At 67.7% G+C, this 16,664-nt stretch carries 18 protein-coding genes and 3 tRNA genes; 4 read left to right on the forward strand and 17 right to left on the reverse strand.

What is annotated here, in order from left to right:
* Positions 1-17: 17 nt before the first annotated feature.
* The 6 genes from rplA to ACSZL9_RS08035 all read right to left on the reverse strand — a co-directional run bounded on the left by rplA (position 18) and on the right by ACSZL9_RS08035 (position 3,974).
* Positions 18-734, reverse strand: coding sequence for a 50S ribosomal protein L1 (rplA, locus tag ACSZL9_RS08010; RefSeq protein WP_446664930.1), 717 nt, complete (start codon positions 732-734; stop codon positions 18-20).
* 119 nt (positions 735-853) lie between these two features.
* Complete coding sequence (gene rplK, locus ACSZL9_RS08015) at positions 854-1,282, reverse strand: 50S ribosomal protein L11 (protein WP_446664931.1); 429 nt, start codon at positions 1,280-1,282, stop codon at positions 854-856.
* Positions 1,283-1,375: 93 nt separating this feature from the next.
* Positions 1,376-2,254, reverse strand: a complete 879-nt coding sequence (nusG, locus tag ACSZL9_RS08020) for a transcription termination/antitermination protein NusG (protein WP_446665123.1) — start codon at positions 2,252-2,254, stop codon at positions 1,376-1,378.
* Between the two features lie 373 nt (positions 2,255-2,627).
* Positions 2,628-2,870 carry a preprotein translocase subunit SecE gene (gene secE, locus ACSZL9_RS08025; protein ID WP_446664932.1) on the reverse strand — a complete coding sequence of 81 codons (243 nt, stop codon included), beginning with the start codon at positions 2,868-2,870 and terminating at the stop codon, positions 2,628-2,630.
* A 50-nt stretch (positions 2,871-2,920) separates the two neighbouring features.
* Positions 2,921-2,993 (reverse strand) — tRNA-Trp (locus ACSZL9_RS08030).
* A gap of 135 nt (positions 2,994-3,128) precedes the next feature.
* Complete coding sequence (locus tag ACSZL9_RS08035) at positions 3,129-3,974, reverse strand: hypothetical protein (protein WP_446664933.1); 846 nt, start codon at positions 3,972-3,974, stop codon at positions 3,129-3,131.
* A gap of 165 nt (positions 3,975-4,139) precedes the next feature.
* Between ACSZL9_RS08035 and ACSZL9_RS08040 the strand changes: the two genes are divergently transcribed.
* Together ACSZL9_RS08040 and ACSZL9_RS08045 are read left to right on the forward strand one after the other, a co-directional pair.
* Positions 4,140-5,879 carry an RICIN domain-containing protein gene (locus ACSZL9_RS08040; protein ID WP_446664934.1) on the forward strand — a complete coding sequence of 580 codons (1,740 nt, stop codon included), beginning with the start codon at positions 4,140-4,142 and terminating at the stop codon, positions 5,877-5,879.
* 105 nt (positions 5,880-5,984) lie between these two features.
* Positions 5,985-7,061, forward strand: coding sequence for an adenosine deaminase (locus ACSZL9_RS08045; protein WP_446664935.1), 1,077 nt, complete (start codon positions 5,985-5,987; stop codon positions 7,059-7,061).
* Here ACSZL9_RS08045 and ACSZL9_RS08050 read toward each other — a convergent pair.
* The 11 genes from ACSZL9_RS08050 to ACSZL9_RS08100 form a co-directional block, all read right to left on the reverse strand.
* Positions 7,005-7,439, reverse strand: coding sequence for an NUDIX domain-containing protein (locus ACSZL9_RS08050; protein ID WP_446664936.1), 435 nt, complete (start codon positions 7,437-7,439; stop codon positions 7,005-7,007). The genes ACSZL9_RS08045 and ACSZL9_RS08050 overlap by 57 nt on opposite strands.
* 43 nt (positions 7,440-7,482) lie before the next feature.
* On the reverse strand, positions 7,483-7,854 hold the full coding sequence (locus tag ACSZL9_RS08055; protein WP_446664937.1) for a hypothetical protein: 372 nt from the start codon (positions 7,852-7,854) through the stop codon (positions 7,483-7,485).
* 56 nt (positions 7,855-7,910) lie between these two features.
* On the reverse strand, positions 7,911-8,999 hold the full coding sequence (locus ACSZL9_RS08060) for a UDP-N-acetylmuramate dehydrogenase (protein ID WP_446664938.1): 1,089 nt from the start codon (positions 8,997-8,999) through the stop codon (positions 7,911-7,913).
* Positions 8,999-9,406 carry a MaoC family dehydratase gene (locus ACSZL9_RS08065; RefSeq protein WP_446664939.1) on the reverse strand — a complete coding sequence of 136 codons (408 nt, stop codon included), beginning with the start codon at positions 9,404-9,406 and terminating at the stop codon, positions 8,999-9,001. Before ACSZL9_RS08065 ends, ACSZL9_RS08060 begins: the two co-directional genes overlap by 1 nt.
* Positions 9,403-9,852: an FAS1-like dehydratase domain-containing protein gene (locus ACSZL9_RS08070; RefSeq protein ID WP_446664940.1), complete on the reverse strand. Its 450-nt coding sequence runs from the start codon at positions 9,850-9,852 to the stop codon at positions 9,403-9,405. The genes ACSZL9_RS08065 and ACSZL9_RS08070 overlap by 4 nt, the downstream gene beginning before the upstream one ends.
* Before the next feature lie 102 nt (positions 9,853-9,954).
* Entirely contained in the window at positions 9,955-10,125 is a 171-nt protein-coding gene (gene rpmG / locus ACSZL9_RS08075) for a 50S ribosomal protein L33 (protein ID WP_325550922.1), read from the reverse strand.
* A 44-nt stretch (positions 10,126-10,169) separates the two neighbouring features.
* A tRNA-Met gene (locus ACSZL9_RS08080) sits at positions 10,170-10,246 on the reverse strand.
* A 28-nt stretch (positions 10,247-10,274) separates the two neighbouring features.
* Positions 10,275-10,347, reverse strand: a tRNA-Thr gene (locus ACSZL9_RS08085).
* A gap of 77 nt (positions 10,348-10,424) precedes the next feature.
* Positions 10,425-11,285 carry a MaoC/PaaZ C-terminal domain-containing protein gene (locus tag ACSZL9_RS08090; RefSeq protein WP_446664941.1) on the reverse strand — a complete coding sequence of 287 codons (861 nt, stop codon included), beginning with the start codon at positions 11,283-11,285 and terminating at the stop codon, positions 10,425-10,427.
* A 7-nt stretch (positions 11,286-11,292) separates the two neighbouring features.
* Positions 11,293-12,660, reverse strand: a complete 1,368-nt coding sequence (locus tag ACSZL9_RS08095; protein ID WP_446664942.1) for a 3-oxoacyl-ACP reductase — start codon at positions 12,658-12,660, stop codon at positions 11,293-11,295.
* Entirely contained in the window at positions 12,657-13,949 is a 1,293-nt protein-coding gene (locus ACSZL9_RS08100) for an acetyl-CoA C-acetyltransferase (protein WP_446664943.1), read from the reverse strand. The genes ACSZL9_RS08095 and ACSZL9_RS08100 overlap by 4 nt, the downstream gene beginning before the upstream one ends.
* A 100-nt stretch (positions 13,950-14,049) precedes the next feature.
* On the opposite strand from ACSZL9_RS08100, the gene ACSZL9_RS08105 reads away from it, so the two are divergent.
* Both ACSZL9_RS08105 and ACSZL9_RS08110 read left to right on the forward strand, forming a co-directional pair.
* Positions 14,050-14,742 (forward strand): TetR/AcrR family transcriptional regulator, encoded by a 693-nt coding sequence (locus ACSZL9_RS08105; RefSeq protein ID WP_446664944.1) that lies wholly within the window; start codon positions 14,050-14,052, stop codon positions 14,740-14,742.
* Complete coding sequence (locus tag ACSZL9_RS08110; RefSeq protein WP_446664945.1) at positions 14,739-16,643, forward strand: acyl-CoA dehydrogenase family protein; 1,905 nt, start codon at positions 14,739-14,741, stop codon at positions 16,641-16,643. Before ACSZL9_RS08105 ends, ACSZL9_RS08110 begins: the two co-directional genes overlap by 4 nt.
* Positions 16,644-16,664 lie beyond the last annotated feature (21 nt).

A 16,664-nucleotide genomic window follows, 5' to 3' on the forward strand; every position in this document is an offset into this window, starting at 1 on the left:
GTGCGTGGTGTCGACGATCAGGCGTCGACCTCCTCGCCCAGCAGGTTGCGCGTGATGGAGGCATCGAGCGGGATGCCCGGGCCCATCGTGGTCGACATCGTCGCCTTGGAGATGTAGCGACCCTTGGAAGCGGCCGGCTTCAGACGCAGGACCTCTTCCAGCACCGCACCGTAGTTCTCGACCAGGGCCTTCTCGTCGAAGGACGCCTTGCCGATGATGAAGTGCAGGTTGGAGTGCTTGTCGACGCGGAACTCGATCTTGCCGCCCTTGATGTCGGAGACAGCCTTGGCGACGTCCATCGTCACGGTGCCGGTCTTCGGGTTCGGCATCAGGCCGCGCGGACCCAGAACCTTACCGAGACGACCGACCTTGCCCATCAGGTCCGGCGTGGCAACGACGGCGTCGAAGTCGGTCCAGCCGCCGGCGACCTTGGCCAGCAGGTCGTCCGAGCCGACGAAGTCCGCGCCGGCGGCCTCGGCAGCGGCAGCCTTGTCACCGTTGGCGAAGACCAGCACGCGGGCGGTCTTACCGGTGCCGTGGGGCAGGTTGACGGTGCCGCGCACCATCTGGTCGGCCTTGCGCGGGTCGACACCGAGGCGGAACGCGACCTCGACGGTCGAGTCGTACTTGGTCTTGGCGCCGGACTTGGCCAGCCGAACCGCCTCGAGCGGTGCGTAGAGCTTGTCCTTGTCGATCTGCTCCGCTGCGGAGCGGTAGCTCTTGCTGTGCTTCATTCGTTTTCCCTTTCGGAATTGTGGTTGTGCGGGCCGAAGCGGGCCCAACCACGGTTGGTCATGAACGCTCATCGAGTGGGGCGATACGCTCCTTCGTCGCTACTCGATCAGCGTGCGATTCACTCGGTCTCGATGCCCATCGAGCGGGCGGTGCCCGCGATGATCTTCGACGCCTGGTCGATGTCGTTGGCGTTGAGGTCGGCCATCTTCTCGTTGGCGATCTCGCGCACCTGGTCCTTGGTCAGCTTGCCGACCTTGTCCTTGTGCGGCTCGCCGGAACCCTTGGCGACACCGGCGGCCTTCTTGATCAGCTCGGCAGCCGGCGGGGTCTTGGTGATGAAGGTGAAGGAGCGGTCCTCGTAGACCGTGATCTCCACCGGGATGACGTTGCCGCGCTTGTCCGCCGTGGCGTCGTTGTACGCCTTGACGAACTCCATGATGTTGACGCCGTGCTGACCGAGCGCGGGACCAACGGGCGGGGCGGGGGTGGCCTGACCGGCCTGGATCTGCAGCTTGATGAAGCCGGAGACCTTCTTCTTGGGAGGCATACTTCGTTCCTTTTCGTGGGCCTACGCCGTGGGCGATGACCCGGTTGCAATGTGCCCGGCGAGCATTCCTCGCGGGCTGGTGCTGTCGTCGACTCAGATCTTGGCGACCTGGTTGAAGGACAGCTCGACCGGAGTCTCCCGGCCGAAGATGGACACCAGCACCTTGAGCTTCTGGGTGTCGGTGTTGATCTCGGAGATGGAGGCGGGCAGCGTCTCGAACGGCCCCTCCATGACGGTGACGGACTCGCCGACCTCGAAGTCGACGTCCGCGGACGACGTGGTGCGGCTGGCCGTTGCGGTGGCTCCAGCGGCAGCGACACCCGTCTCGACGGCGCCCTCCGGCTCCTCGAAGACCGGGTTGAGCATCGTCACGACCTCGTCGATGGACAGCGGCGACGGCTGGTGGGCGTTGCCCACGAATCCGGTGACACCCGGCGTATGCCGCACGGCGCCCCAGCTCTCGTCGGTCAGGTCCATGCGCACCAGCACGTAGCCGGGCATCCGCACGCGGGTGCCGGTCTTGCGCTGGGAGTTCTTGATCTCGGTGAACTCCTCCATGGGCACCTCGACCTGGAAGATGTAGTCCTCCATGTTGAGGCTGGTCATGCGGGTCTCGAGGTTGGCCTTGACGCGCTTCTCGTAGCCGGCGTAGGAGTGCACGACATACCACTCGCCGAACTGCATCTTCAGGTCGGCGATGTATGCCGCGCGCTGCTCCTCGACGCTGAGCACCGGACCCTCGTCCTCGGTGCCTTCCTCGGCATCGTCACTCGACTCGTCGGACGCGACGTCCTCACCCAGGTCCGCGGCCTCGCCGGCAACCTCCGCCTCGGCCTCCTCGGAACCTTCGGCGCCGTCGACGGTCTCCTCGTCGCGCTCGGCGTCCGCCTCGGCGGCGACGTCACCGTCGGCCTCGGCGATCTCGGCGTCGACCTGCGGGTCGTCGGCAATGCCGGCCGCTGCCTCGTCGATCTCCTCGCCGTCCTGCTCGTCGGTCGCGTGGACCGCCTCGAGCTCGGCGGGGTCTTCGGGGTCGGCACCCTCGTCGGCGGCGTCCAGAGCCTGCTCGGTGTCGCTGTCACCGTCTGCGACGTCGAGCTCGTCCTCGATCGTCTCGCGCACGTCGTCGGCCGGCGCTTCGGCGTCGGCGGCACGCTCGATGTCCAGTGCCTCGGCGTCCTGGGCGTCCTCAGCGGTCAGGTCGGCGTCCCACGCCGTTTCCTCGGCGCGGGTCGCATCCACAGCCGCAGTCTCCTGCGGGTCCAGCTCGCCAGTCATTGCCCTGCTTTCTTCTGTGTTCCGTGTCGCACGGTGTCTCGCACCTCGCCTTGCGGCGTCATACGTCTCAGGCGAAGGTCCAGTCGACGAGGCGCACCAGCAGCTGGTCCAGTCCGACGATGTAGGCCATCAGGACGGCCAGGAAGACAATGAGCGCGATGGTGTAGGTGTTCAGCTCGTCACGAGTCGGACGGACCACCTTGCGCAGCTCGTCGATGACCTGCCGGATGAACAGCAGGATCTTGCCGAAAATGCCGCCCTTCGGCTTCTCGTCGGCGGTGCCACGCGTCGAGGCGGTGCTCGTGCTCACGGTGACTCCTACTGTCTCGCTGACTTGTTGTTACTGCTGGATCTGTCTTGCAGGGCACGAGGGACTTGAACCCCCAACCCCCGGTTTTGGAGACCGGTGCTCTGCCAATTGAGCTAGTGCCCTCCGAGCGTTCAGGCCGTGCGGAACGCCTTCTTTCGGGCATGCCACATCAGCCTGAGGTTGATCGGTGGGTCAAGCATACGGGTTGTGGCCCGCTCCTCACAAAACGGCAGCCGATCGATCAAGGTTCCCGCGCACTCAGTGCGCCAGCGCTCCCCCGGCCGCCCGGTATGCCGACGGCGTGAGCTCCACCTGCACATCGCATCCCAGGTTCGTGCACTCACACACAAAGGGGAATCCGCTCTCCGGCGGAGCCTTGTCGCCGAGCGATGCGCGGAACGCAGCGATCTGACGATTGACGACGGCGTTCTCCTCCCGACGTATGGCGCGACGCTCCTCGCCGTCGCGGGCCCGCGGGCCAGCCCCGAGGAGCGGACCGAACAGCTCCGCGAGCGCCCGCTCGCTCTCGTCCTCGTCCTGCCGGCCGTCCATCTCGACGACGGCGAGGTTGCGCTCGTCGGCGTCGCGCCGGATCCGCTCGGTCAGCAATGCGTCCCGCTCCAACCTGCGCCGGCGGGCGCGGTCCTGGTCGCTCTCCTCCGCCAACGGCGTCGGGCTGTTGCGGATGCCGAGACTGCGCGCGGTGAAATCGGTGGTCGGCAACAGCCAGATCCCGTGGCCCGGACTGGCCATCACCGGTTGCACCAGATGAGGAAACAACTGCGGGCCCTCGACGACCAGGAGTGGGCCGGTGCCGCGCGCCTCGATGTCGTCGACGATCATCGCGAAACGCTCGTCGGCGTAGTCGACGAAGTTCACCGCCTGCTGCTCGGCACTCGGGTCGACGTGCTGTTCCTTGTACGACGCGGCATGCGCACGCGCCATGGCGGGGTGCGTCGCCGGATCCGTGCGTTCGATGTGGGCGAACGTGTAGGCGTCCACCGGGTGCAGTCGCAGGTCGTTCCGATGGGCGAGCCGGCGTGCCAGCGTTGACTTGCCTGCCCCGCTTCCGCCGCCGATCCACAGCACGTGAGTCAGGTCCACCCTCAGAGCCTAGACGCGAGGTGTGTCGCAATGGGGCGCAAGAATCTGCTCTTTGCTGAAGTTTTCGAGCTCTAACGCTCATCTAACGTCAGTTGATCACTAGCCTCGAACACGCTCCAGGACGCAGCACTTCGCTGCGCCGCGGCCAGGAAGAGGTCACCCACGATGCACCGGAACACAGTCATCCGCAGCGCCGGAGTGGCGGCGCTCGCGTTCGCCACCGTCGCTGCTGCGCCGGGCGCGAGCGCCGCCGCGGCATACACGATCGACGTCGGGACGATCGGCACCTACAACCACCCGACGGACACACCGGCCGCGCCGTTCATCGACGCGGACGGCACCTTCCACTTCCAGCAGTCCGCCGCCTTGTATGGCGCGAACGACCCGCACGAGTGGGAGTTCTACACCGGCAAGGACATGGACACCGCGACCAAGGACGAGGCACTGTCCACGGCCGCCGACCCGGACAACCCACAGGACCGCAACGACGACACCGTCTGGCGCTGCGTCAACGGTCCGACCGGGCGGGAGGCGACCAAGGCGCCCGCCGGGTCGGGCTACGACCTGGCCAACTACTGCGACCTCGTCGGCACGTGGGTCGACCCGGACACCGGCAACTGGATCGGCTTGGTGCACAACGAATTCACGCCGAGACCGTTCGGCGACGGCCTGCACTACGACGCGATCGACTACGCCGTGTCGACCGACCACGGCAAGACGTGGCAGATCAAGGGCCACGCGATCACCTCGCCATACAGCACGAAACGCGGTGACACCGAAGCGTTCCCGGAGCAGACCTACTACTACGGCGACGGTGACCCGCGTCTTTTCGTCGACATGAAGTCGGGCTATTTCTACGTCTATTACGGCTCGCGGATCGTCGACAAGGGCGGCAGCTGGGGCGGCTTCACCGAGCACGTCGCGCGTGCGCCGATCAGCGGCAAAATGGCGACCGGCACGTGGCAGAAGTACTACGACGGCAAGTGGCACCAGCCGGGCGTCGGCGGCAAGGAGAGCGGCGTCGTCTCGACCGACAGCTCACCGACCGGGTTTGTCGCTCCGGAGGACGAGTACGACCCGACGAACAAGGGCACCTGGGCCGAGCAGCAGAAGGCGGGCACGCTGCCGGGCAACTCCGACCTGTTCATCCTGAACATCGCGTATGACGCCTACCTCGGCAAGTACATCGGCACGCCGGAGAGTATGACGGACAACAGCCCGCAGCGCATCTACGCCACGGACGACCTGGCGCACCCGAAGTGGCAGTTGGTCGGTGACACCGGCTCGGCATACGCCAACAGCAGTTGGTACCGCTGGCTGATCGACCCGGTCAGCAAGACACAGGGCACCATGGTCGGCAAGACCTTCCGCAGCTATTGCTCGATCGCGTGCGCGAACGGCTCCTACGGCGACTACGCAACGATCACGATCGACAGCGACCAGCCGGCGAAGTCCCCGGTCCGCGCCGGACAGGATTATCTGCTCCGTGCAGGCGGCGGAGTCCTCGGTGCGATCGGGTCCAAAACCGTTGTGACGCGGGGCAATTCGGCACGGGCGCACTGGGAGTTCGAGTCGAACGATGACGGCTCCTACACCGTCGTGAACTCCACCTCGGGTCTGGCGCTCGGGGTCGACGACACGGCGAAGGCGGGCCGTGCGTGGGGTGCCACGACCGGCCTGTCGGCGGTCGCGGACGACGGGCCGTCGGCCGGCCAGCAGTGGTTCATCCAGGCCACCGAAGGCAAGGGCGGCAACGGCTTCCGGCTAGTCAACCGCTACAGCGGTCTCGTGCTCGACCTGGCCGGTGCGACCGGCAGCAACGTCACGACGCAGCCCTACCGCAACTGGAAGGGCGGCGACGCGACGCCGACGACGCAGTCGCTGCACCTCATCGCGGTCCGCTGACCGAGAGGAGCACCAATGCACCGAGGGGAGCACGAAATCTGCCGGATTTCGTGCTCCCCTCGGTCACTGTGTGATCCTCTCGATCGGCTCGACTAGGTTCGGGGGATGCCCGAACGTTCGGTGGCAACCCTGCCCAAGGCGCACCTGCACCTGCACTTCACCGGTTCGCTGCGGATCGACTCGCTGCGCGACCTGGCCGACAAGCACCACGTGCGACTGCCCGAGGCACTCCTGGCCGACTGGCCGCCGACCCTGTCGGCGCGCGACGAGCGCGGCTGGTTCCGGTTCCAGCGCCTGTATGACGCCGCCCGCGCCTGCGTGAAGGACGAGTCCGACCTGCGGCGGTTGGTCCGCGAAGCGGCGGAGGACGACGTCGCGGAGGGCTCGCGCTGGCTGGAGATCCAGGTCGACCCGACGTCATACGCAGCGGGACTCGGTGGGATCACACCCGCGCTGGAGATCGTGCTGGACGAGGCGAAGGCCGCGAGCGCCGACCTGCCGATCGGTGTCGGAGTGATCGTCGCGGCGTCCCGGCTGAAGCACCCGATGGATGCCCGTGCCCTGGCCAGGCTCGCCGCCAAACATGCCGGAGACCAGCCGGGCGACGTCGTCGGATTCGGCCTGTCGAACGACGAACGCCGTGGCGTCACAACGGATTTCGCCCCGGCGTTCCGGATCGCGCACAAGGCCGGGCTGGCCCGGATGCCGCACTCGGGCGAGTTGCTCGGCCCGGACGCGATCACCGAGACGGTGGCGTCACTGGAGCCCACTCGGCTGGGTCACGGGGTGCGGTCCGTCGAGTCACACTCGGTGCTCAACCGGGTCGTCGACTCCGGCATCGCCCTGGAGGTCTGTCCGGGCTCGAACGTCGCTCTCGGCGTCTACACGGCACCGGCAGATGTGCCGCTGCGCACCCTTGTCGACGCGGGCGCCACCATCGCGCTCGGTGCCGACGACCCGCTGCTCTTCGGCAATCGCCTTGCGGACCAATATCGTTCGGCGCGCGAGGACCACGACTTCACCGATCAGGAGCTGGCCGCACTGGCGCGTTCATCGATCGACGCGTCGCTCGCCCCGGAGGACGTGCGCAAGGCGGCATACGCCGACATCGACGCCTGGTTGGCGTCAGCGTCGGGCGATCAAGTCCAGCGCGACGTCGACGATGCCGACACGGGCGCCTGAGTCGTCGATCTCCGCGAGCGGCACCCACTGCGCGAAATCGGTCGTGCCGTCCACCTCGGTGGTGCCGAGTTCGCCGCCGGTGATGGTCGCGTCGAAGAGGATCCGGACCGATTTGAAGGGCCGCCCGCGGCCGTCGTCGGCGACCGTGAACGAGTCCGTCGCGAGCGGCGCACCGACCTCGACGCGGTAGCCGGTCTCCTCGAACAACTCGCGCACAACGGCGTCCTCGATGGACTCGTCGAACTCCACGCCACCACCCGGCAGCGTCCACCCGGCCTTGCCCCGAGTCGTCCCGTTGAACCAACTGAGCAGGATGGCGTCGTCCCGGACGATGACCGCGTATGCCGCCAAGCGCGTGTCGTACTCCGTGAAGTGCATGAGCGCGATCCTCGCACGCACGCGTGCGTGCCCGCACCGGAGTTCACCAGCGCAGCCCGGCGTCCTCCAGCGTCGCTTCCACCTCTAGCCGCTCGACCGAGGACCACTCCCGTGGCGACAGCCCGTCGTCCACTTGCAGTGCGGCGCAACAGGATTCAAGGACGTCGTCATACGCCAGCGTGGTTGCGCGGAGTCGGTGCACCCGCGCGGCCGCCTTGGAGGTGCGCAGCACGTCGAGTTCGGCATACAGCCTGGTCAGATCGGACGAGAGCCGGGCGATGTCGCGTGATACCGGCACCGGTGTGTCGCGCACGGCGTGCTTCGGCTCGATCCACGCCCGCACCGCCTTGTCACAGGCGAGGAGGATCACAGCCGGGGCCACACAGGCCGCCGCATATTCGACAAGTCGCCACATCGCGACCTCCCAGGTGCCACTTCCATGGTGGCACCCGGGCGGCCGAGGCGCGAGTGCTACAGCTCGTGCCCGACGAAGATCGGCTCGTTGACCAGCGTCACGCCGAAGGCGTCGCGCACACCGTCGCGCACCTCGCGCGCCAGCTCGGCCACGTCGGCGGCCGTCGCGTCGCCGCGGTTGGTGATCGCCAGCGGATGCTTGGTCGACAGCGCGGCCGGACCGGGCATCGCGTAACCCTTGTCGAAGCCCGCGTGCTGGATCAGCCAGGCCGCGCTGGTCTTCACGCCGGTGCCGTCGGTCGGCCACTGCGGCGGCGCCGGGGCATCGGCGCCGAACCGCTCGGCGGCGGCAGCTGCGAGGTCGTCATACGCACCGGCGCTGATGATCGGGTTGGTGAAGAACGACCCGCACGACCAGGTGTCGTGGTCCTCGGGTGCCAGCACCATGCCGCGCTTGCGGCGCTGCTGGAGCACGGCGTCGCGTGCGTCGCCGAGCGGCACCCGCTCACCGATCTCGACACCGAGTCCTTGCGCGAGTGCGGCATACGCAACGGGTTGCGACAGCTCGGTCGGGCGCAGGGCGAAGAGCACGTCGAGCACGACATACCGGCCTCCCCCGCGGTATGACGAACCCTTGAAAAGGGAGTGCCGATAAGCGAATTCACAGTCCGCGTTGGCGAAGGTCCGGACCCGCTGCTCCTGCCGGTCCCAGGTCCGCACGGACGCGATCGTCTGGGCGACCTCCTGGCCGTAGGCGCCGACGTTCTGCACCGGCGTCGCACCCGCGAGCCCCGGTATGCCGGACAGCGCCTCGACGCCGGACCAACCTTCGTCGCAGCAACGCGCCACGAAGTCGTCCCACTCCTCGCCGGCCGCGACGCGCACGTGCACTCCCCCGCACGCGTCGTCGGACTCGACCTCGATGCCGGAGTTGGCGATGCGCAGCACGGTGCCGGGGAAGCCGTCGTCGGCGATCACCAGGTTGGACCCGCCGGACAGCACCAGCAGCGGCTCGTCCGCGTCGTCGACCTCACGCACGATGTCGACGATCTCGTCGGTGGTCTCGGCGACCACGAGGCGCGCGGCCGGGCCACCGACGTGCATGGTCGTCAACGGGGCCAGCTCGACCCCGGCAGCTTCGCGCATCAGGCGGACTTCAGCGCCACGGTCGCCCGCGCGCGCACCAGCACCTTCTGCCCACCCGAGGTGGCAGTGATGTCCACGGTCGCGGTGTCGCCGTCGACGGAGTTGACCGTCGCGCCGACCTCGATGTCGGCACCGCCGTCGTGCGGCACCGGCACGGGCGCACTGAAGCGCACGCTGTATGCCGTCACGCGTCCGGCGTCACCCAGCCAGTCGACGACCGGCTGGATCGCGGCGCCCATGGTCCACATGCCGTGCGCGATGACGTCGGGCAGCCCGACGGACTTGGCGAACTGCTCGTCCCAGTGGATGGTGTTGAAGTCGCCGCTCGCCCCGGCATACCGGATCAGCGTGGCGCGGTCGACGTGGATGGTGCGCGACGGGATCACGTCGCCTGCACTGACGCTCATGCTTCATCTCCCCGGATCACCACGACCGACGTCGCGCTGGTGACGACCTCGCCGTCGAGTGTTGCGATCTGCGTGCCCATGGTGACCATCGAGTGCCCGCCGGCCTGCCGGACCTTCTCGATGGTCGTGGTGGCCTGCACCTCGTCGCCGGCGACCAGCGGCCGGTGGTGCTCGAAGCCCTGCTCACCGTGCACCAGACGGCTGAAGTCGATGCCTGCCTCCGGGTCGGCCATCACGTTGGCATCGCCCTGCTGGGAGATCATCACGGCCATCGTCGGGGGCGCGATCACGTCGGCATACCCGCGCTCACGGGCGACCGCAGGGTCGAAGTGGACCTCGTCGGTCGCACCGACCGCCTTGGCGAACTCGGCGATCTTCGCCCGGGACACGACATACGGCGGGGACGGCGGATAGCTCCGACCGGCCACCTCGGGATTCACAGCCATGGCGTCAGAGTAGTCGGCACCGGAAACGCGAAAGCGCCCCGGGACCGTTGCCGGTCCGGGGCGCTTCGTCGGCTGTATGACGAGCCGTCTGACGAGAAGTCGTCAGCGGGTCTCGCGGTGCACGGTGTGCTTCTTGTCACGCGGGCAGTACTTCTTGAACTCCACGCGGTCGGGGTTGTTGCGACGGTTCTTCTTCGTCACGTAGTTGCGCTCTTTGCACTCAGTGCACGCCAAGGTGATCTTGGGGCGAATGTCTGCGCTCTTGCTGGCCACGGCAACCTGCTCTCGGAAATTACTTGTCTCTGGTGCGTCTGTCTTGGTAGCGGGGGCGGGGCTCGATCCCGCGACCTCACGATTATGAGTCGTGCGCTCTAACCAGCTGAGCTACCCCGCCTCGGCGATGGACAACTTCTCCACCTGCGAGCCCCCAAACGGAATCGAACCGTTGACCTTCTCCTTACCATGGAGACGCTCTGCCGACTGAGCTATAGGGGCCTGGCCGTCTCGAGCGCGACAAGGCTGTCGCCCTGCTCGAGCAGCGCAGCGAAAAGGCTACCGTAAAGCCTCTTCGATCACGAAATCGGCGCAACCTCCCCGCGGACGAGGACGGTTCCCTTGCGGTTGTTCCGCAGGGCCAGGTCCCAGGATTCGCCGGTCTGGTGCGCCACGTGACGCACCGTGCCCGGGATCAGGACCGGCTTGCGGAAGGACATCTTCGCGACATACGACTCGGGCAGGCGGTTCTCGATCGAGGCGAGCATCGCCGCCTGACTCCACATGCCGTGCGCGATCGTGCCGGGGAAGCCCATCGCCTTCGCCGTCACCGACCGCATGTGGATCGGGTTGACGTCGCCACTCACGGCGCTGAACCGGCGGCCGAGGTCGCCGGAGAGGCGCCAGACCATGCCGGCGCCGTCCGGAGCCTCCGTCTCCTCCGGGCGCGGCGGCACCTCTCCCTCGACCCGCTGGCCGCGATAGAGGTATGTCGCCAGGCCCTCCCACACCAGCTCGTCGCCGACGTGCGCTTGCGACACGACGTCGACCTGCACGCCGCTCTTGTGCGGCCGGGCGTTGGTCGCCCAGGTCGACAGGTCGAGCGGCTCGCCCAGCAGGACCGGACGATGCACCGTCAACGTGTTGTCCAGGTGCACGCTGCCCATCAGCGGGTAGGGGTAGCTCTTGTCTGCGAAAAGCGTGACCTGCAAAGGAAATACGAGGTTGTGCAGGTAGGTCGCGGGCAGCTGCTCACGCAACGTGAAGCCGCACACGTGGTCGTAGTCGGCGAGCGCGCCCGGATCGACCTGCACGCCGCGACGGACGACCTGCACGTCGGGCAGGCCACCCTTGCCGTTGTGCGACTTGGACGTCGCCACGGCCCGCGCGAAGATCTTCGGCAGGCTCGGCTCGCCCTCGATCTCGATGACTTTCGTCATACTCGCCTCACGCCCCGAGTTGGCTCTGGCCGCAGACGCGGAGCACCTGTCCGGTGACACCGGCGGACCCGGGCTCGGCGAAGAACGCGATCGCCTCGCCGACGTCGGTCGGGCTGCCGCCCTGCAGCAGGGAGTTCAGTCGGCGGCCGACCTCACGGGTGGCGAAGGGGATCTTGGCGGTCATCTCGGTCTCGATGAAGCCGGGCGCCACCGCGTTGACGGTGATGTCACGGTCGGCGAGGTTCTGCGACAGCTGACGGACCATGCCGATCACGCCGGCCTTGGATGCCGCGTAGTTGGCCTGGCCGCGGTTGCCCCCGATGCCGCTGATAGACGCGACGCCGATGATCCGCCCACCCTCTGCCAGACCGCCGGCGACCGACGGGTCGAGCAGCGTCTTGTTGATGCGGAACTGCGCGCGCAGGTTGACGTCGAGCACACTGCCCCAACGGTTTTCGTCGGTGTTGACGAAGAGCTTGTCCCGGGTGATGCCGGCGTTGTGCACCATCACGTGCAGCTTGTCGCCCTTGCGGGAGACGGCCTCGGCGATGCGGGCACCAGCGTCCTCGGCGGTCACGTCGAGCTGCAGCGCGGTGGCGCCGAGCTTGTTGGCGACCTTGCTCAGCGCGTCGCCCGCCGCGGGGATGTCGACCAGGATGAGGTCGGCTCCGGCGCGGGCGAAGACCTTGGCGATCTCGGCACCGATGCCGCGGGCGGCACCGGTGATGACGGCGACGCGACCGCGCAGCGGGTGCCGCCAGTCGATGTCGTCGGGCACGTCACCGGCGCGCACGCGCACCGGCTGGCCCGAGACGTATGCCGAACGGGCGGACAGGAAGAACCGCAGCGGGGCCGCGAGCACGGACGAGTCCTGCTGCGCGTCCTGGTCGACCCACAGCAGGTTGGCAGTGCTGCCGGCCCGCATCTCCTTGCCGATCGAGCGGGTGATGCCCTCGAGAGCCTGCTGCGTAGCCGCGGCCTCGGCGTCCTCCAGCTCGGCGGGCGTGGTGCCGACCACGATGAGCCGGGCCGACGAACCGAGCTTCTTGATCGCCGGCGCGACGGTCGCGCGCAGCTCGTCGAGCTGGTCGAGCGTGCGCGCGGCGCTGGCGTCGAAGACGATCGCACCGAGCTTCTTGTCGTATGACGCCTCGGGCGTCGCGTCCACGACGTCGCCGCCGGAGGCCTTGATAATGCCCTTGGCCCAGCCCGCAACAGGTGCGTCTGCGATGCCGGCCACGGCGGCCGGCCCGACGAGCAGGTCCTGACCCTCCTCGTAGCGACGCAGCTTGGCCGGCTTGGGCAGCCCGAGCTGGGATGCGACCTTCTTGCCGACCGGGTTGGTGTTGACGATCTTCGAGTAAGTGTCGGTCATGAGTTCACAGCCTCCAGAATCGCGACGACGCCCATGCCGCCGGCGGCGCAGATGGAAATGAGTGCACGGCCAGATCCCTTCTCGTGCAACATCTTCGCGGTCGACGCGACGATGCGGCCGCCTGTTGCGGCGAAGGGGTGCCCCGCGGCGAGCGAGGAGCCGTTGACGTTGAGCTTGTCCCGGTCGATCGTCCCGAGCGGAGCGTCGAGGCCGAGCTTGTCCTTGCAGAAGTCCGGGCTCTCCAGCGCGGCCAGGTGGCACAGCACTGTCGAGGCGAACGCCTCGTGGATCTCGTAGAAGTCGAAGTCCTGCAGCGACAGGTTGTTGCGCTGCAGCAGCCGCGCGATGGCGTATGGCGGCGCCATCAGCAGACCTTCGTTGCCGGTCACGTAGTCGACACCGGCCGTCTCGCCGTCGACGAATCGGGCCAGCGGGGTGATGCGGTGCTCGTCGGCCCACTCCTGGGACCCGAGCAGCACGGCCGAGGCACCGTCGGTCAGCGGCGTCGAGTTGCCGGCGGTCATCGTGGCGCCCTCGCCCTTGCCGAAGACCGGCTTCAGCTTGGCCAGCTTCTCCGGCGAGCTGTCCGGACGCAGGTTGTTGTCGCGCGTAACGCCGAGGAACGGCGTCAGCAGGTCGTCGAAGAAGCCGCGCTCGTATGCCGCGGCGAGCCGCTGGTGGCTGCGGGCGGTCAGCTCGTCCTGCGCCTCCCGGGTGATGCCCCACTCCTTGGTGGTGATCGCCTGGTGCTCGCCCATCGACAGGCCGGTCCGCGGCTCACCGTTGCTGGGCTGGTCCGGCGCGAGCTGACCCGGGCGGATCTTGGTCAGTGCCGAGATGCGCTGCTGCGGCGTCTTGGCGTAGTTGACCTTCATCAGGGTCCGGCGCAGCGAATCGTTAACGGCCAGAGGGGCGTCCGAGGTCGTGTCGGAGCCGCCGGCAATCGCGGAGTCGATCTGGCCGAGCGCGATCTTGTTGGCGGTCAGGATGGTCGCCTCGAGCCCGGTGCCGCACGCCTGCTGGACGTCATACGCCGGCGTCGTGGGCGACAGGTGCGAGCCGAGGACCGACTCGCGGGTGAGGTTGAAGTCGCGCGAGTGCTTCAGCACCGCGCCGGCGGCGACCTCGCCGAGGCGCTCGCCGGCCAGGCCGTAGCGCGAGACGAGCCCGTCGATCGCGGCGGTCAGCATGTCCTGGTTGGACGCCTTGAGGTATTTGCCGCCCGACCGGACGAAGGGAATGCGATTGCCGCCGAGGACATAGACGTCGCGGAGGTCACGAGCGCTCATGAAGAGATCTCCCAAGAATTGCTGAGACAAGGTTTGTCGAAAACAAATTTACCGATACTGAGAGTAGCAGGTACAGCTGGTTTCGGATACTCTCGCTGTCATGACCAACTCGCGGAGCACTCGGGTCAATGCCCGAGTGGATGGCCGCGATGCCCGGTGGACCGAGCATCGCGAGCAACGACGTCGCGAACTGACCGATGCGGCACTGCGGGCGATCCGCAACCATGGTGCGACCGTCGGCATGGATGAGATCGCCGCCGAGGCCGGCACGAGCAAGACCGTCATCTATCGGCATTTCGGCGACCGTCTCGGGCTCTATCTCGCGGTCTGCCAGAGCGTCGACACCAACGTCCTCGGCGACCTGCAGCAGGCACTCAGCCACGCCGGAGACGACCCGGGGGTCGGTTTGACCGGCGACGCGCCTGCGGTCATCGAGGCGGTCATCGACAGCTATTTCGCACAGGTCGAGCGCGACCCGGAGGTCTACCGCTTCGTGGTCCGTCGCCCCACCCTCAACGTCTCTCCCGAGCACGACCCGGTCATCGGGATCAGTGACACCATTGCCGACGTGCTGCAGCCGATCTTCGAGGACGCGCTGCGGGAAGCCGGCCAGCCGATCACCGCCGCCCGCATCTGGGCGCACGGTCTGATCGGGTTCGTCCGGGAGTCGGCCGACCGATGGCTGGCCGACCCCGATCGTCTACCACGCAGTGCCGTTGTCCGGCACATGGCGCAGTTCGCGTCCTATGGACTGGCCGGCGCGCTCGGCCTCGACACAAGGAGCACAACATGACCGACAACCCCATCGCATCTGAGCTGCGCGACGTCCTCGACGGGCACTGGCTCGAGCTGCGCCGCAGGGCGCGCGCCGAGTTGCCCGCCGATGTGATGCTGGCACCGCCCGGCCTGACCGTCGAGGAGCACCGGGCACGGACCACCGAGTCGCTGCTGAAGCTGGCCGAAATGGGTTATGGCCGTGTGGGATTCCCCACCGCCTTCGGCGGCGAGCTCGACTACGCGGCGTCCTGCATCCTCTTCGAGATGCAGGCGTTGGGCGACCTCTCGCTGCTGGTCAAGTCCGGCGTGCAGTTCGGACTCTTCGGCGGTGCGGTCGCCCGACTGGGCACGCAGCGCCACCACGCGGCATACCTCGAGGACATCATGACCGGCCGGCTGCTCGGCTGCTTCGCGATGACCGAGGTGGGTCACGGCAGCAACGTGCAGGAGCTGGAAACCACTGCGACATACGACGATTCGACCAAGGAGATCGTCATCGACACCCCGACCGAGGGTGGTGTGAAGACCTACATCGGCAACGCCGCACGTGACGGGCGGATGGCGGTCGTCTTCGCCCAACTGGTCACCGCCGAGGGCAGCCACGGAGTGCACGCGGTGCTGGTGCCCGTGCGCGACGAGTCCGGCAATGCGCTGCCCGGTGTGACGATCGGTGACAACGGACCCAAGGGTGGCCTGCCCGGCGTCGACAACGGCACGTTCGCGTTCGACAAGGTGCGCGTGCCGAAGGACAACCTGCTCAATGCATTCGGCGACATCGACGAGGACGGGAAGTACGTCTCCGACATCGAGAACCCGAACCGTCGCTTCTTCACCATGCTCGGCACGCTGGTGCGTGGTCGGGTGTGCGTCGGTGGTGGTTCAGGAGCCGCCGCGAAAAAGGCGCTGGCGATCGCCCTGCGCTACGGGTCGACCCGTCGACAGTTCGCCGCCGACGATGGCCAGGACGAGATCGTGGTGCTGGATTACCTTGCGCACCAACGCAAACTGCTCCCACGGCTGGCGAAGTCGATCGGCCTGAGCTTCGCCCAGAACGCCATGACCGAGCGCCTGCAGGCGTTGCAGGGCGAGGGCGCACTGCCGGACCAGGAGGGCCAGCGCGAGCTGGAGTCGATCGTCGCCGGGCTCAAGGCCGTCACCACGTGGCACGCGCTCGACACCATCCAGGCGTGCCGCGAGGCATGTGGCGGCGCCGGCTACATGGCCGAGAACCAACTCACCCAGATGCGTGCTGATGTCGATGTCTTCACGACGTTCGAGGGTGACAACACCGTCCTACTGCAGTTGGCCGCCAAGGGCCTGCTGACCGATTACAAGGAGATGTGGGGCGACCTCGACGTGCCCGGCATGGTCGGCAAGATCGCCGGCCAGCTCAGCGAGCGCATCGTCGAGCGGACCACGGGCCGCGCCGGCATCCAGCGCCTGATCGACGCTGCGACCGGCCGCGACGACGAGACCGCCACCGACAGCCTTGCCTGGTGCGGCTCGATGTTCGAGCAGCGCGCGGACCACGTCCTGGAGACCCTCGGAAACCGACTGCGAAAGGCCACCAAGGACAACGCTTTCGAGCTGTTCAACAACGCCCAGGACCACGTGCTCCTCGCGGCCCGGACACACATCGATCGGATCGTGCTGGAGGCGGCCGTCGACGCGCAGCAAGCCATGGCCGACGGCGCCGCGAAGGATCTGCTGGAGCGAGTCCTGATCCTCTACGCGCTCAGCTCGATCGAGGAAGACAAGGCCTGGTTCATCGAGCACGGCCGCATCACGACGGCACGCAGTCGCGCTGTCACGGCCGCGGTCAACGACCTGTGCCGTGAGCTGCGCGGTGCGGTCCCCACGCTGGTCGACGCTCTCGGCATACCCGAGGACCTGATCACCGCGCCCATCGTGCAATAGCCGGGGGTGGCGCTCCGGGGA

This window comes from Flexivirga sp. B27 (assembly GCF_052905685.1).

Excerpts from the sequence above, each read along its gene's own strand:
- rplA (WP_446664930.1), bottom strand. The coding sequence starts at position 734 with ATGAAGCACAGCAAGAGCTACCGCTCCGCAGCGGAGCAGATCGACAAG.
- rplK (WP_446664931.1), bottom strand. The coding sequence starts at position 1,282 with ATGCCTCCCAAGAAGAAGGTCTCCGGCTTCATCAAGCTGCAGATCCAG.
- ACSZL9_RS08040 (WP_446664934.1), top strand. The coding sequence starts at position 4,140 with ATGCACCGGAACACAGTCATCCGCAGCGCCGGAGTGGCGGCGCTCGCG.
- ACSZL9_RS08045 (WP_446664935.1), top strand. The coding sequence starts at position 5,985 with ATGCCCGAACGTTCGGTGGCAACCCTGCCCAAGGCGCACCTGCACCTG.
- ACSZL9_RS08050 (WP_446664936.1), bottom strand. The coding sequence starts at position 7,439 with ATGCACTTCACGGAGTACGACACGCGCTTGGCGGCATACGCGGTCATC.
- ACSZL9_RS08055 (WP_446664937.1), bottom strand. The coding sequence starts at position 7,854 with ATGTGGCGACTTGTCGAATATGCGGCGGCCTGTGTGGCCCCGGCTGTG.
- ACSZL9_RS08060 (WP_446664938.1), bottom strand. The coding sequence starts at position 8,999 with ATGCGCGAAGCTGCCGGGGTCGAGCTGGCCCCGTTGACGACCATGCAC.
- ACSZL9_RS08065 (WP_446664939.1), bottom strand. The coding sequence starts at position 9,406 with ATGAGCGTCAGTGCAGGCGACGTGATCCCGTCGCGCACCATCCACGTC.
- ACSZL9_RS08070 (WP_446664940.1), bottom strand. The coding sequence starts at position 9,852 with ATGGCTGTGAATCCCGAGGTGGCCGGTCGGAGCTATCCGCCGTCCCCG.
- ACSZL9_RS08090 (WP_446664941.1), bottom strand. The coding sequence starts at position 11,285 with ATGACGAAAGTCATCGAGATCGAGGGCGAGCCGAGCCTGCCGAAGATC.
- ACSZL9_RS08095 (WP_446664942.1), bottom strand. The coding sequence starts at position 12,660 with ATGACCGACACTTACTCGAAGATCGTCAACACCAACCCGGTCGGCAAG.
- ACSZL9_RS08100 (WP_446664943.1), bottom strand. The coding sequence starts at position 13,949 with ATGAGCGCTCGTGACCTCCGCGACGTCTATGTCCTCGGCGGCAATCGC.
- ACSZL9_RS08105 (WP_446664944.1), top strand. The coding sequence starts at position 14,050 with ATGACCAACTCGCGGAGCACTCGGGTCAATGCCCGAGTGGATGGCCGC.
- ACSZL9_RS08110 (WP_446664945.1), top strand. The coding sequence starts at position 14,739 with ATGACCGACAACCCCATCGCATCTGAGCTGCGCGACGTCCTCGACGGG.